Origin of the sequence: Novosphingobium sp. (assembly GCF_020852455.1) — a bacterium.
In the GTDB taxonomy this organism is placed as follows: Bacteria; Pseudomonadota; Alphaproteobacteria; order Sphingomonadales; family Sphingomonadaceae; genus Novosphingobium.
The window spans coordinates 216,242-228,506 of sequence record NZ_JADZAT010000028.1 but is presented as its reverse complement, the minus strand read 5'-3'; the positions used below and the strand labels follow the sequence as shown (position 1 = coordinate 228,506).

General features: G+C 64.8%; 9 protein-coding genes, 1 tRNA gene and 1 riboswitch. Of the genes, 7 read left to right on the top strand and 3 right to left on the bottom strand.

Going from position 1 to position 12,265, the window contains the following annotated elements; all coding sequences use genetic code 11:
- Positions 1–18 precede the first annotated feature (18 nt).
- Positions 19–124, top strand: a riboswitch (TPP riboswitch).
- 37 nt (positions 125–161) lie between these two features.
- Positions 162–2,021 carry a phosphomethylpyrimidine synthase ThiC gene (thiC, locus tag IT549_RS13000; protein ID WP_292973847.1) on the top strand — a complete coding sequence of 620 codons (1,860 nt, stop codon included), beginning with the start codon at positions 162–164 and terminating at the stop codon, positions 2,019–2,021.
- The gene (locus IT549_RS12995) at positions 2,014–2,478 is read left to right on the top strand and encodes a RidA family protein (protein ID WP_292973845.1); all 465 of its coding nucleotides are present in this window, start codon (positions 2,014–2,016) and stop codon (positions 2,476–2,478) included. Before thiC ends, IT549_RS12995 begins: the two co-directional genes overlap by 8 nt.
- A 13-nt stretch (positions 2,479–2,491) precedes the next feature.
- Here IT549_RS12995 and IT549_RS12990 read toward each other — a convergent pair whose 3' ends face one another.
- On the bottom strand, positions 2,492–3,655 hold the full coding sequence (locus tag IT549_RS12990) for an aspartyl/asparaginyl beta-hydroxylase domain-containing protein (protein ID WP_292973843.1): 1,164 nt from the start codon (positions 3,653–3,655) through the stop codon (positions 2,492–2,494).
- Between the two features lie 203 nt (positions 3,656–3,858).
- Between IT549_RS12990 and IT549_RS12985 the strand changes: the two genes are divergently transcribed.
- Positions 3,859–3,934: transfer RNA gene (locus IT549_RS12985), tRNA-Thr, on the top strand.
- A 36-nt stretch (positions 3,935–3,970) separates the two neighbouring features.
- Here IT549_RS12985 and IT549_RS12980 read toward each other — a convergent pair.
- Both IT549_RS12980 and IT549_RS12975 read right to left on the bottom strand, forming a co-directional pair.
- Positions 3,971–5,932, bottom strand: a complete 1,962-nt coding sequence (locus tag IT549_RS12980; protein WP_292973841.1) for a tetratricopeptide repeat-containing sulfotransferase family protein — start codon at positions 5,930–5,932, stop codon at positions 3,971–3,973.
- Positions 5,933–6,091: 159 nt separating this feature from the next.
- Complete coding sequence (locus tag IT549_RS12975; RefSeq protein WP_292973839.1) at positions 6,092–8,545, bottom strand: TonB-dependent receptor; 2,454 nt, start codon at positions 8,543–8,545, stop codon at positions 6,092–6,094.
- Between the two features lie 229 nt (positions 8,546–8,774).
- On the opposite strand from IT549_RS12975, the gene IT549_RS12970 reads away from it, so the two are divergent.
- From IT549_RS12970 to IT549_RS12955, 4 genes are all read left to right on the top strand, one after another.
- The gene (locus tag IT549_RS12970) at positions 8,775–9,740 is read left to right on the top strand and encodes a hypothetical protein (RefSeq protein ID WP_292973837.1); all 966 of its coding nucleotides are present in this window, start codon (positions 8,775–8,777) and stop codon (positions 9,738–9,740) included.
- Positions 9,741–9,810: 70 nt separating this feature from the next.
- On the top strand, positions 9,811–10,275 hold the full coding sequence (locus tag IT549_RS12965; protein WP_292973835.1) for a hypothetical protein: 465 nt from the start codon (positions 9,811–9,813) through the stop codon (positions 10,273–10,275).
- Between the two features lie 123 nt (positions 10,276–10,398).
- Positions 10,399–10,980: a TerD family protein gene (locus IT549_RS12960; protein WP_292973833.1), complete on the top strand. Its 582-nt coding sequence runs from the start codon at positions 10,399–10,401 to the stop codon at positions 10,978–10,980.
- Positions 10,981–11,053: 73 nt separating this feature from the next.
- Complete coding sequence (locus IT549_RS12955; RefSeq protein ID WP_292973831.1) at positions 11,054–12,250, top strand: TerD family protein; 1,197 nt, start codon at positions 11,054–11,056, stop codon at positions 12,248–12,250.
- Positions 12,251–12,265 lie beyond the last annotated feature (15 nt).

The window sequence follows — 12,265 nt, the reverse complement described above, 5'->3', positions numbered from 1 at the left end:
GCGCAGTCTCCTACTATCCGCCGATCCCCGGGGAGCCGCTTGGCTGAGAGGGAGGGCTCGCATCCTCCGACCCGTCGAACCTGAACCCGTTAGCACGGGCGGAGGGAGTGGTTGGCCGTTCAAGCCCGCGCTCTCCTCTCGCCTTCGAAGGAGCGTTTCGCATGGCCGACATCAACAGCAAGCTCGAAATCGGCGTCACCACCGGCCCGATCCGGGGATCGTCCAAGATCCATGTCGGCCCGCTGAAAGTGGCGATGCGCGAGATCCAGCTTGAGCCGTCGAGCGGCGAGCCGCCGGTAAGGGTCTATGACACCAGCGGCCCCTATACCGATCCCGCCGCAAGTATCGACATCGCCAAGGGCCTGCCCGAACTGCGCCGCGACTGGATCCGCGGGCGCGGCGATGTTGAGGAAGTGACGCAGCGCGAGGTGCGGCCAGAGGACAACGGCCAGCTTGGCCCGGACCGTTCGGGCGGGGTCCCCGCCTTCCCCAATGTTCGCCGCGAGGTGCTGCGCGCGAAGCCGGGCATGAACGTCAGCCAGATGCATTACGCCCGCCGGGGGATCGTCACCCCGGAAATGGAATATGTCGCCACGCGTGAGAATCTGGGCCGCGAAATGCTGCGCGAATATGCCCGCGACGGGCAGGACTGGGGCGCGGCGATCCCCGACTATGTCACCGGCGAATGGGTGCGCGAGGAAGTGGCGCGCGGCCGCGCGATCATCCCCAGCAACATCAACCACCCGGAAAGCGAGCCGATGGCGATCGGTCGCAATTTCCTGGTCAAGATCAATGCCAATATCGGCAATTCGGCGGTCGCATCGGATGTGGCCAGCGAAGTGGACAAGATGGTCTGGTCGATCCGCTGGGGCGCCGACACCGTCATGGACCTTTCGACCGGCCGCAACATCCACGACACCCGCGAATGGATCCTGCGCAACAGCCCGGTGCCGATCGGGACGGTGCCGATCTACCAGGCGCTCGAAAAGGTCGGCGGGATTGCCGAGGACCTGACCTGGGAGGTGTTCCGCGATACCCTGATCGAGCAGGCCGAACAGGGCGTGGACTATTTCACGATCCACGCCGGGGTGCGCCTGCCGTACATCCCGATGACCGCCAAGCGCGTGACCGGGATCGTCAGCCGTGGCGGCTCGATCATGGCCAAGTGGTGCCTGGCGCATCACAAGGAAAGCTTCCTCTACGAACGCTTCGACGAGATTACCGAGATCATGAAGGCCTATGACATCGCCTATTCGCTGGGCGATGGCCTGCGCCCCGGATCGATCGCCGATGCCAATGACGAAGCCCAGTTCGCCGAGCTCTACACCCTGGGCGAGCTGACCAAGCGCGCCTGGGACCAGGACGTCCAGGTGATGATCGAAGGCCCCGGCCACGTGCCGATGCACAAGATCAAGGAGAACATGGACAAGCAGCTCGAGGCCTGCGGCGAGGCGCCGTTCTACACGCTCGGGCCGCTGGTTACCGACATCGCGCCGGGCTATGATCACATCACCAGCGGGATCGGCGCGGCGATGATCGGGTGGTACGGCACCGCGATGCTCTGCTACGTCACCCCCAAGGAGCACCTCGGCCTGCCCGATCGTGACGACGTCAAGGTCGGCGTGGTCACCTACAAGCTTGCCGCGCACGCTGCCGATCTTGCCAAGGGCCACCCGGCGGCCAAGGTCCGCGACGACGCGCTGAGCCGTGCGCGGTTCGAATTCCGCTGGCGCGACCAGTTCAACCTGTCGCTCGATCCCGATACGGCCGAACAGTACCACGACCAGACCCTGCCGGCCGAAGGCGCCAAGACCGCGCATTTCTGCTCGATGTGCGGCCCCAAGTTCTGCAGCATGAAGATCACGCAGGAAGTACGCGATTTTGCCGCCAGGCAGAACCAGGAAAGCTCCGCCTTTATCGCAGCTGACGAGGCTGAAAAGGGCATGGAAGAGATGGCCGCCAAATACAACGAAGGCGGGCGCGAGCTCTATATCGGCGCCGGCGGGCGCGAGCATGACTAGCCGCCTGCTGGCCATCCTGACGCTGCTGCTGGCTGCGCCGGGCATGGCTGCGGCCAGGCCAGCCCCGGCGCCGCAGCCGCCGGTCTTCACCCCGTCAGAACTGCCCTATCCCTTCTCCAGCGCGGTCAAGGTCGGGAATGTCCTCTATCTCTCGGGTGAGATCGGTGCGGACACGAGCGGCAAGGCGGTCGTCCCCGGCGGGATCGAGCCCGAAACCCGGGCGATGTTCGAGCGGATCGGCAAGACCCTCAAGCGTCACGGGCTCGGCTTCGACGCTGTGTTCAAGTGCCAGGTCTTCCTGGCCGACATGGCCGACTGGCCCAGGTTCAACGCGATCTATGCGGGGTACTTCACCAAGGGCCGCTACCCGGCGCGCTCGGCAATGGGCGTGAACGGGCTGGCGCTGGGCGCCCGGGTGGAGATGGAATGCTGGGCCTGGGCACCGCTGCCCCGCTAGACTGATCCCGTGGCTAGACTGATCCCGTGCCCGCTCCGGTTGCAGCGAACAGCGCCGCCACTTCGGCGCGTTCCTGTTCGCTCAGGTCAGGGCGCCAGATGTCGAAGATCAGCACCACCCGTTCGCTGCCGCCCTCGTTCCAGGCCTCGTGCTCGATCGTGTCGTCGAACACCATCAGCTTGCCCGGCTGCCATTCGCGCACCTCGTTGCCGACCCGGAAGCCGCAGCCGGGCGGGACGATCAGCGGCAGGTGGCAGATCAGCCGGGTGTTGAACATGCCGGTATGCGCCGCGATCCGCGCCCCGGGCTTGAGCAGCGAGAACATCACCGTGGGCGAATTGACCGTACGCGGGGCCGGAACCTGCTGCATCGCTGCCCAGGTGCGCGGGCAGCGCTCGATCATCGCTGCATTGCGTTTGCCGTTCTCGCACAGGAACAGTGCGCTCCAGTCATAGCTGTCGATCAGGCGGTTGGTCTGGTTGCGCGGGGCATTGGCATCGCCGTGCATATAGGGGCGGAACTCGCCGCGCGCCTCGGCCAGCACGCCCTCCAGCTCGGCCTTGATTGCCGCGGTTTCGGCCTCGATCACGGCCGCCCAGTCGAACTGTTCGGTGTCGAAGAACTGGGTCTGGGCCAGTCCGGGAAAATAGAACCCGGTCGGCTGCTGGACGAAGATCGCCTTGCGTCCGGCCAGGATATCCAGCGCCTGCTGGAACCGGGGCGAGCGCCCGCCTTCGGGCAGACCGGCGCTGGCCAGCGCCGCTTCGCGCGCCGCGCCAACCCGGTCGCGCCAGGCCGCTACCACGCCTGCCACCCGGCTGAGTTCGGCAGCGATTTCGGGCGGGGGCTGGTGCCCTTCGGCCAGGCCCAGCGCGCTTTCATAGAAGGCCAGCGCCGCGCGGTTGTCGCCTGCGGCGGCGCGGCAATCGCCCTTCTGGACCTTGGCCATGACCAGCCCGGGATCGAGCGCCAGCGCCTGATCAAGCGCGGCTTCCTGCGCCGACAAATTGCCCAGCGCCCGCTCGGCCGCGGCCAGCAGCATCCAGATCTGGCTGTTCGCCCGCCCGGTCGCGGTCACCCGCAGCAGGCAATCGCGCGCCTCACCCGCCTGGCCGCGCTGCAAGGCCTCGGCCCCCTGCCGCACAAGTCCCAGCGCCTGATCGTTGCTCATCTGCATGGGAGCGCCATAGCGCGGGAGGGCGGGCTTGGGAAAGGGGGCGGGCCCGTTGCCGCCAAAGTCCGGAAATCCGCGCCCTGTGGCGGCCCGCATCCCCGATCGCGGGCGAATTCGCAGCGACGCAGGATAGCGATTGCATGCCTCCGTTTGGGACGCTAAAGGCCGCGCTTCAGCCCGCTCCCTCGCAAGAGGCCCTGCGGCAGGCCGCTTTAGCTCAGTTGGTAGAGCACATCATTCGTAATGATGGGGTCACGTGTTCGAGTCACGTAAGCGGCACCATTTCCTTTTAAATCAATAACTTATGTCGATCTGGGTTCAAATCCCCAGCGCGGTCTTGAGCGGGTCCAGCCAGGGTTCGTAGGCTTTCCACACTTCGGTGCCGTCGCGGTTGATCGGGCGGCGGACCTGTTCGCTGCTGGGGGTGCGCACCGCGCGTTCGGTCTTGTGGAATTCGAGGCAGCCCTGTTCGAACGGCAGGCCGCAATAGTCGAGGATCCGGCGGACCTGGCCTTCCAGGTCGTCGAGCACGTCCTCGTGCTGGACCCTCAGCACGCGGCCGGCGGGCAGGACCGTATCCCAGTGTTCCATCAGGCGGACATAGTCGCGGTAATAGCGGCCGATGTGGGTGAGATCGTAGGAGAAGTCCTGCCCCTGCGCGAACAGCTGCTTGAACACCGAAAAGCCGCAGGCCAGCGGTTCGCGGCGGGCATCGATGATCCGGGCATTGGGCAGGATCAGGTGGATCAGGCCGATGTGGCGGAAATTGTTGGGCATCTTGTCGATGAACCGGGGCTTGCCTTCGGTGCGGTGGATCCGGGTTGAATCGATATAGCCCTGGCCCAGTTCGGTCAGCCGTTCGACCGACAGGTCCTTGAGGTTGGCCGGGTAGATTTCTTCGGCATCGGCAGCCAGCCGGCCGCTCAGCCGGGCGGCGATTGCCATCACATCGGGCAGTTCGGTGGTCCCCTCGACCTGGCTGTGCGAGGCGAGGATCTGTTCGAGCAGGGTCGATCCGGCGCGGGGCAGGCCGACGATGAAGATCGGATCGGGGGCAGGGCAACCAGCCCCGGCCCGGTCGGCGAACAGCGCGGCCGGGCAATGCTTGACCTGCCGATCGAACTGGCGGGAGATTGCCGCCGGATCGTATTTGACCACCCCCTGGCGCAGGGCATTGCCGCGCTGGTAATATTCGAAGGAGCGGGCGTGATCCCGGGCATCCTCGAACGCCTTGCCCAGCGCGAAGCACAGGTGGATCCGATCATCCACAGCGATCCCCTGGCCAGCTTCCTGCGCCACCATTGCGGCCACTTCACTGTCGGTGAAGCGGTAGGTCTTGAGATTGGCCAGGCTCCAATAGGCGTCGCCGAAATCGGGCCGGACGGTGTAGGCGCGGCGATAGGCTTCGACCGCGCGGTCGATCTGGCCCAGCGTCTTGAGCGCATGGCCAAAGGTCATGCTGACCGTGGGGTGATCGGGTTCGTTCGCCTGCAGACGGGCATATTCGGCGGCAGCTTCATCGGTTCGGCCGACCTGCAGCAAGAGATTGGCGCGCTGCATCAGGAACTGCGGGTTGGCGGGCTCAAGCGCGATCAGCTGTTCGGATTCGCGCAGGGCCGCTTCGAACTTGAAGCGCTTGCTCAGCACTTCGGCAAGGTCGAACCGGGCGGGGACATAGTCCGGATTAAGCTCAAGGCATTTGGCCAGGACGAATTCGGCGTCCTCGTATTCGCCCAGCCGCGTGCCCAGTTCGGCCAGCAGCCGCATCGCCGCAGGATCAGTCGGCGCCTTCATCAGGTAGGCGCGAACCTGCTTCTCGGCCAGGTCGTAATTCTGGTCGTAATAGGCCGATAGCGCAGCCAGCACTTCGGGCGGATGGCTTTCGACGTCTCGTACCTTCTCGGCCAGCGCGGCGGCCCTGGCGGGGTCGGTCTGCTGGAAATGGGCGGCCAGCAACTTGAGCGAGGCGGTTAGCAGCGGGTTCAGTTCGGTCGCCCGTTCATAGGCAGCGATCGCTTCGGCGCGGTTGCCGGCCTGGCGATGGCAATGGCCCAGCTCTTGCCAGGCCCGGCCCAGGAGCGGCGCCAGGGCAATCATGCGGTCCAGCATGCGCTGCGCCGCAGGCAGATCGGCCCGCATCCGGGCGGCCACTGCCGCGACGTAGAACACGTCGGGATCATCGCCGCGTTCCGCCACCAGTCTTGCCGACAAGGCTCCGGCCGCCGCCAGATCGCCGCGCGCCAGCGCCCGTTTTGCTTCTACCAGGAGATCGTCTTGCACCTTGCGCAAACTTCCAGCTTCGATCGATGCGCCATCATGGCCGCATGGCCAGGGCGCGACAAGGGCCGTGAATACCAAGATCCCGGCGGGTCGAACCAGGTCAACCCGCCGGGATCCGGAATTTCACCTGACGGAGATCCGGGCCAGGCCCGGACCTGGTCAGTAGTTGTAGCTCAACCGCAGGCCGATCGTCCGCGGACGGATGGTCGAATTCAGGTTGATGTTGTCACTGTTCGAAATGAACGTGACCGCACGCTTGTCGGTCAGGTTGCTGATGTACAGTTCGCCGGTCCAGTTATCGAACTTGAGCCCGGCCGAAGCATCGAACTGGGCATAGCCCGGCAGCTTGTAGTTCTGCGGCTTGATCGTCGAGGTTTGCGACGAACCGACGAACTGGCCGCCAAGCTGGGCGAAGAACGTGGTGCCCGAAGTGGCCTCATGTTCATAGCGCATCCGCAGGCCGCCCTGCCAATGTGGGGCAAGCGCCAGCGGACTGCCCAGCGGAACGAAAGTCAGCGCCAGCGGTCCATCGCCCGGCTGCGGCTGGAATGCCGCCGGCGTGCTGCCAAAGTCGGACAATTCCGAATCGTTGTAGGCCAGGTTCGCGGTGATCGTGAAGTCCGGCGTGGCCCGCCAGACCAGATCGGTGGTGATCCCCTTGATCTTGGCGCTCGGGCCGTTCAGCACGAAGGTGGAGTTGCTGAGCGACGGGGCATAGATCGATACCGGAATTCCGGTCCAGTCGATCATGAAGGCCGAGCCGTTCCAGCGGATCCGGTTGTTGGCAAACTGCAGCTTCCAGCCCAGTTCATAGTTCTTCACGCCATCGGATTGATAGGTGAAGGGAATGGTGAAGTTGGGATCGCGGCTGGGCCCGCCGCGACGGTTGAAGCCGCCGGGCCGGTAACCTTCGGAATAGGTCGCATAGAGCAGCATGTCGGCGTTGGGCTTGTAGCTGAGCGTGACCTTGGGCGTGGTGCCCTTTTCGTGGTGCGGGCTGCGGCCGGCCAGCGAAACGGCATAATTGCCGCCGCCGCAGGTGTTGCCACTGGGCGACGTCGGCCCGCGGAAGCCGCAGTTGACCGAACCGCGCAGCGAGGTTTCCTGGTTGTACCAGCGCAGCCCCGCGGTCAGCGTCAGTTGCGGAGTGATGTCCACGCTCGCCTCGCCAAACAGGGCGAACTGGCTTTCGCCGCGTTCGGCGTCGTTGAAATAGACGCCGCCATCGGGCCGGATATAGTCGGTGATCCGGTCAGTGCCGCCGGCCGGCTGGCCATGGAAGCCCTGCACCGCGGCGCCTTCATAGTACCAGACGTTGTCGGCAAAGACCTTTGCCCGGTCAAAATAGACGCCGGCCTGCAGCCGGATCCGCTTGTCCGACGGGGTGGCGATCCGGAATTCCTGCGTGAACCGGTTGGACCGCGACTTGTCGATGTGGGTCATCCGCGGCGTGGCGCAGGTGGCATAGCCCGGGTACGAGCAGATGTAGTACGGCACCCACGGGCCAACGCTGGCATAGCGGGTATAGTCGAACTTTTGGTCAACCTTCCGGTCCAGGTAGGACCCGGTGTAAACCAGATCGAGCCCGCCCAGCTTGCCTTCGACTGACCACTGGACCTGGTTGAACTGGTCGTGGTTGAAATCGGGCGAGAACCGGGTGACCTGCAGATCGCCAAGGCTGGGGTCGTACTGGAACACGCCTTCGGCATCGAGCACCTGGTACATGTCCTGGACGGTCACGGTCCAATCGGGCGCGGGCGACCAGCGCAGTGAGATCCGCCCGCCCTTGTAGGTCGCGGGGTTGAAATCGTCGCGCGCGAAGGCTGCGTTGTTGATGGTCGGGCGCACACTTGCAACCGGAAGGCTGAAGGCAACGGTGCCGTCTGCGTTCCGGCCGATCAGCGGCATCTGGTAGGTTGCGGGAATGTTGTCGATATAGCCGCCCTGGCGATCGACGAACACCGTTGCCCGCATCGCCAGCTGGTCTTCGATAATCGGAATATTGATATAGCCCGATGCCGAACCGCTGAAGGCGTGGCCCGGGGTGGTGGCTGCACCCAGGCTAAAGCCGGCCTCGAACTTCGAGAGGTTGGGCTTGTTGGTGATGTAGCGGATCGCGCCGCCTTCGGCGCTGGCGCCGAACAGTGTGCCCTGCGGGCCTTCAAGAACCTCAACGCGCTCAAGATCGGTCACATAGACGTCAAGGTTGCGCCCGGGCACCGAAACCGCAGCATCGTCCAGGTACATCGCAACCGTGGGGCTGGAACCGGCCACCGCCGAAGTCTGGATCGCCACCTGCGAGATCGAAAGGCCACGGATCGAGACCGATTTCTGACCCGGGCCGCGGCCGCCGGCGTGAACCTGCGGCAGTTCGGTCAGCAGCTGATCGAAGCTGGTGATCCCGCGTTCGGCCAGCTGTTCGCCGCCCAGCGCCTGCACCGTCACCGGCACATCCTGCATCTTTTCAGCCCGGCGTGTGGCGGTGACGACGATGTCGGCAATGCCGCCGGTGTCTTCTTCCGCCGCCTGCCCGTCCTGGGCGTAGGCCGGAGCGGCCCACACGCTGGCCAGCACAACCGTGGCCGCGGTGGTAGTGAACAATTGTCGTTTCATAGAGCCTCCCTGTAAGTGGCGTGCGCGTTGCCGCGCTCAAACCCTTCCCTGCACGATCAAAGGTGGCAGGTTGGAACCGCAAGTCAATCGCGGTGATCCGGCATTAGGCCTGCTTATGAACTGCATAAGCGGACGCCGGGTGATCGGGGCGGGCAGGTCAGCGCAGCAACGGACCGGGTTTCGCCAAACTGCCTTGCCCTGCGCGGGCAAAGCCACCAGATAAGTACCTATGGCCGATCGCGAACTCGAACAAATCCTGCTCGATATTCTGGGTCAGGCGCCGCTCAGTCCGGCATTCCTGGCCGGGCGTGACCGGCTGGAACAGGCCGCAACCGCGGCCTCAGCCAGGCTGACGGCAGCGGTGAACCGCATGGCGATCCTGGGCGCCGACCGGGACAGCCAGGCCGAAGTTGCCCGGCGTCTGGCCGAATTGCAGGCCCTGGGCGATCTGCTTGCCGCCACGGCTCCGCAGGCGGCACCCGGTGGCTGGCGCAAACTGTTCGTGCGGCGAAAGGCGGATCCCGCCAGCCAGCGCGCTGCCGCGCGCGAGCGGTTCGTCGCCAGCGTGATCGAACTTGCGTCAAGCCGCGATGCCATGCTCCATCAGCTGGTCGCGATCGATCGTGCCAAGGCCATGCTGGCCGAGGCCTGCGGCGGGCTTGAGCGCGCGCGGGCCTGGCTGGGGCAGGCCCAGACGCGGATCGAGACCGCCATGCTGGGGGCCGATTCGGCCAGAGCCCAGGCGCTGGCGCGCGAAGTGCTGCCCACGCTGGTTGAACGGCAGTCGGCATTGGCGGTCGAACTGGCCCTGGGCAGCCAGGCCCACATGGCCCTGATTGCCTTGCATGAAAACAGTCAGGCGCTGGTTGATGCAATCGATAATGCCGCGCGCGCGGCGCGTTCGGTCGAAAGCAGCAACCGTGAAATTGACCGGGCCGACCGCAGGATGCGGGAAAGCGAGCGCGAGATCGCCCGGCTGACCGAAGCGATGGAAGGTGTGGCGGCGGCAACCGCGCGCGCCAACCCCAATCTGATCGACCCGGACATGGCCAGCCAGGACGGGCGCGCGCTGGACCAGGTCGGGCGGGCCCTGGCCAATGTTCGCCAGGCCCTGGGCGCGCTCGACAGTGAACGCGAACGCCTGGTCGGCGCCGCCCACTCGATCGCGCAAAGCCAATCGGATGACCGGCGTTAGGGACAGTGCAACCGGCTTTCGCGCATGCTAAGGCTTGAAGCGGCATGAAGGATTCGCCAAAGCGCGCAAGATGAAGGACTGGTTTCGCAAGATTCTGGGCTCAGGCCCCACGGCGCCAGCGCCGGCGGCACCAGCGCCGCCGCCGGTTCCGCGGGTTGATCTTGACGATGAACGGCTGCCGGCAAACGCCCGCGCCGCAGCCAGGGGCATTGCCGAAACGATCGACCGGCTGGTCCGCCAGGCTGACAGTTCGGCGTTTGACCGGATCGTGCTGAGCGAACTGGTCCAGTTGCGTGACGAACATCTGCCCAAATTGTTGCGCAGCTACATCGATGTGCCGGCCGAACACCGCAAGGAAATCTTCAAGAAGACCGGACGTTCGGCCAGCTTTGTGCTTGACGAGGCGCTGGCCAAGATGCGCGCCAGGGTTGATGCCTTGTCACGCGATCTGGCGCAGAGCGAGCTTGATGCCTTTGCCAACAATGCCGAATTCGTGACCCGCCGTTACGGCAAGATCGAAGATCCGTTTGGTTGAGCTGACCGACCTGTAATTGCCCGGTTTTCTCAAGTTCTTACCAGTTAACCAAATTGTAGCTTGCGGCTCACAAGGTGATCTTGCAGGATGATTCAGTGAGCCATCCTGGTGGGAGAAAAGTTCATGGTGAGTTTGGCAAAAGGGCAGAGCGTTTCGCTGGAAAAGCGCGATGGCAGCGCATTGACCCGGGTGATCATGGGGCTGGGCTGGGACGTCAAGCAGAAGAAGGGTTTCTTCGGCGCGCTGATGGGCGGCAATGACGAGATCGATCTTGATGCCTCGTGCCTGATGTTCAATGCCCAGGGCCAGCCGCTGGAGGCAATCTGGTTCGGCCAATTGCGCAGCGAAGATGGCAGCATCATCCACACCGGCGACAATCGCACCGGCGATGGCGATGGCGATGACGAACAGATCATCGTCGATCTGCCGCGCGTCCCTGCCGATGTGCAGACCTTGGTCTTCACCGTGAATTCGTTCCAGGGCGATACCTTCGACCGGATCGAAAATGCCTTTTGCCGCCTGGTTGATGCCACCACCGGGCAGGAAATGGCCCGTTATGACCTGACCGGCAGCGGTTCGCACACCGCGCAGATCATGGCCAAGCTTTCGCGCAGTGGCGCTGGCTGGGTGATGACCGCGATTGGCGGAATCACTTCGGGACGCACGTTCCACGACATGATGCCGGCCATCGTCCGCTCGCTATAAGATTTCAGCCCCGGTGCGCCGTTCGCGGTCGCCGGGGCTATCGATTCCAGCCCAAACAGAGAGACGGTAACCTATGCAATCGCTGCAAACCGGGGGCAACACCCAGATCGAGGCGAGCGCGATCAATGTGGCGATCGACTGGCCTTTGGCGGGGGCCGCCGGGCTGGATGGTTCGGCCTATCTGCTCGGGGCCTCGGGCAAGGTCCGCAGCGATGCCGACATGGTGTTTTACAACCAGCCCAACGGTGCCGGCGGCGCAGTCAAGGTGACCGCCAGCAGCGCCAGCGGGATCAAGTTCGATATCGATCTGGCGGCGATCCCCGCCGATGTTGAAAAGGTGGTGTTCTGCGTCACCGTGGACAGCGGTGCCGGGGGATCGACCCTGGCCCGGCATGACGGGCTGAAGCTGGTGATCGGCAGCGGCGGTGCCGCGCTGGTCGATTATGCCCCGGCACTGGGCAGCGCAACCGAAGCTGCGCTGATGGTGGCCGAACTCTATCGCCGCAATGGCTGGAAGCTGCGCGCGGTGGGGCAGGGCTTCAACGGCGGGCTGGGCCCGCTGGCGCGGTCCTTCGGGATCGATGTTGCGGACGAGCCAGCACCTGCGCCGCCGCCGCCACCGCCTCCTCCCCCCGCGGCACCGCCCCCTCCGCCTGCGGCGCCCGCAGCGCCGGTCAACCTGTCGAAGATTTCGCTCGACAAGACCCGGTCGAGCATCAGTCTGGAAAAGCGCGGGGCCTCGTTCGGTGAGATCAAGGTCAACCTCAACTGGAACCGCGGGCGCAAGGGCTTCTTTGGCGGCGGCAATGCGATCGACCTCGATCTGGGCTGTCTGATCGAATTTTCAAATGGCGACATGAACGTCGTCCAGGCGCTGGGCCGCCGGTTCGGCGATTTCTATGATCCGCCGTTTATCGCGCTGTCGGGAGATGATCGCACCGGTGATATCTCCGAAGGCGAAACGATGCGGATCAACGGCGCGAACTGGGCGATGTTCCGGCGGATCGCGATCTTTGCCTATATTTATGAAGGGGCACCCAACTGGGCCGCCACCGACGGCGTGGTGACAATCACCGCGCCGGATCAGCCGCCGATCGAAGTGCGGATGACCGAAGGCCGCAACGATCGCGGGTTCTGCGGTATCGCCGTGCTGGAAAACGAAGGCGGCACGCTCAAGATCACACGGCTCGTGGAATATTTCCGCGACCATTCCGAATATGACCGGCGGCTTGGCTTTGGCCTGCGCTGGAGTGCCGGGCGCAAGGACTGAACCATGCGCGACGTG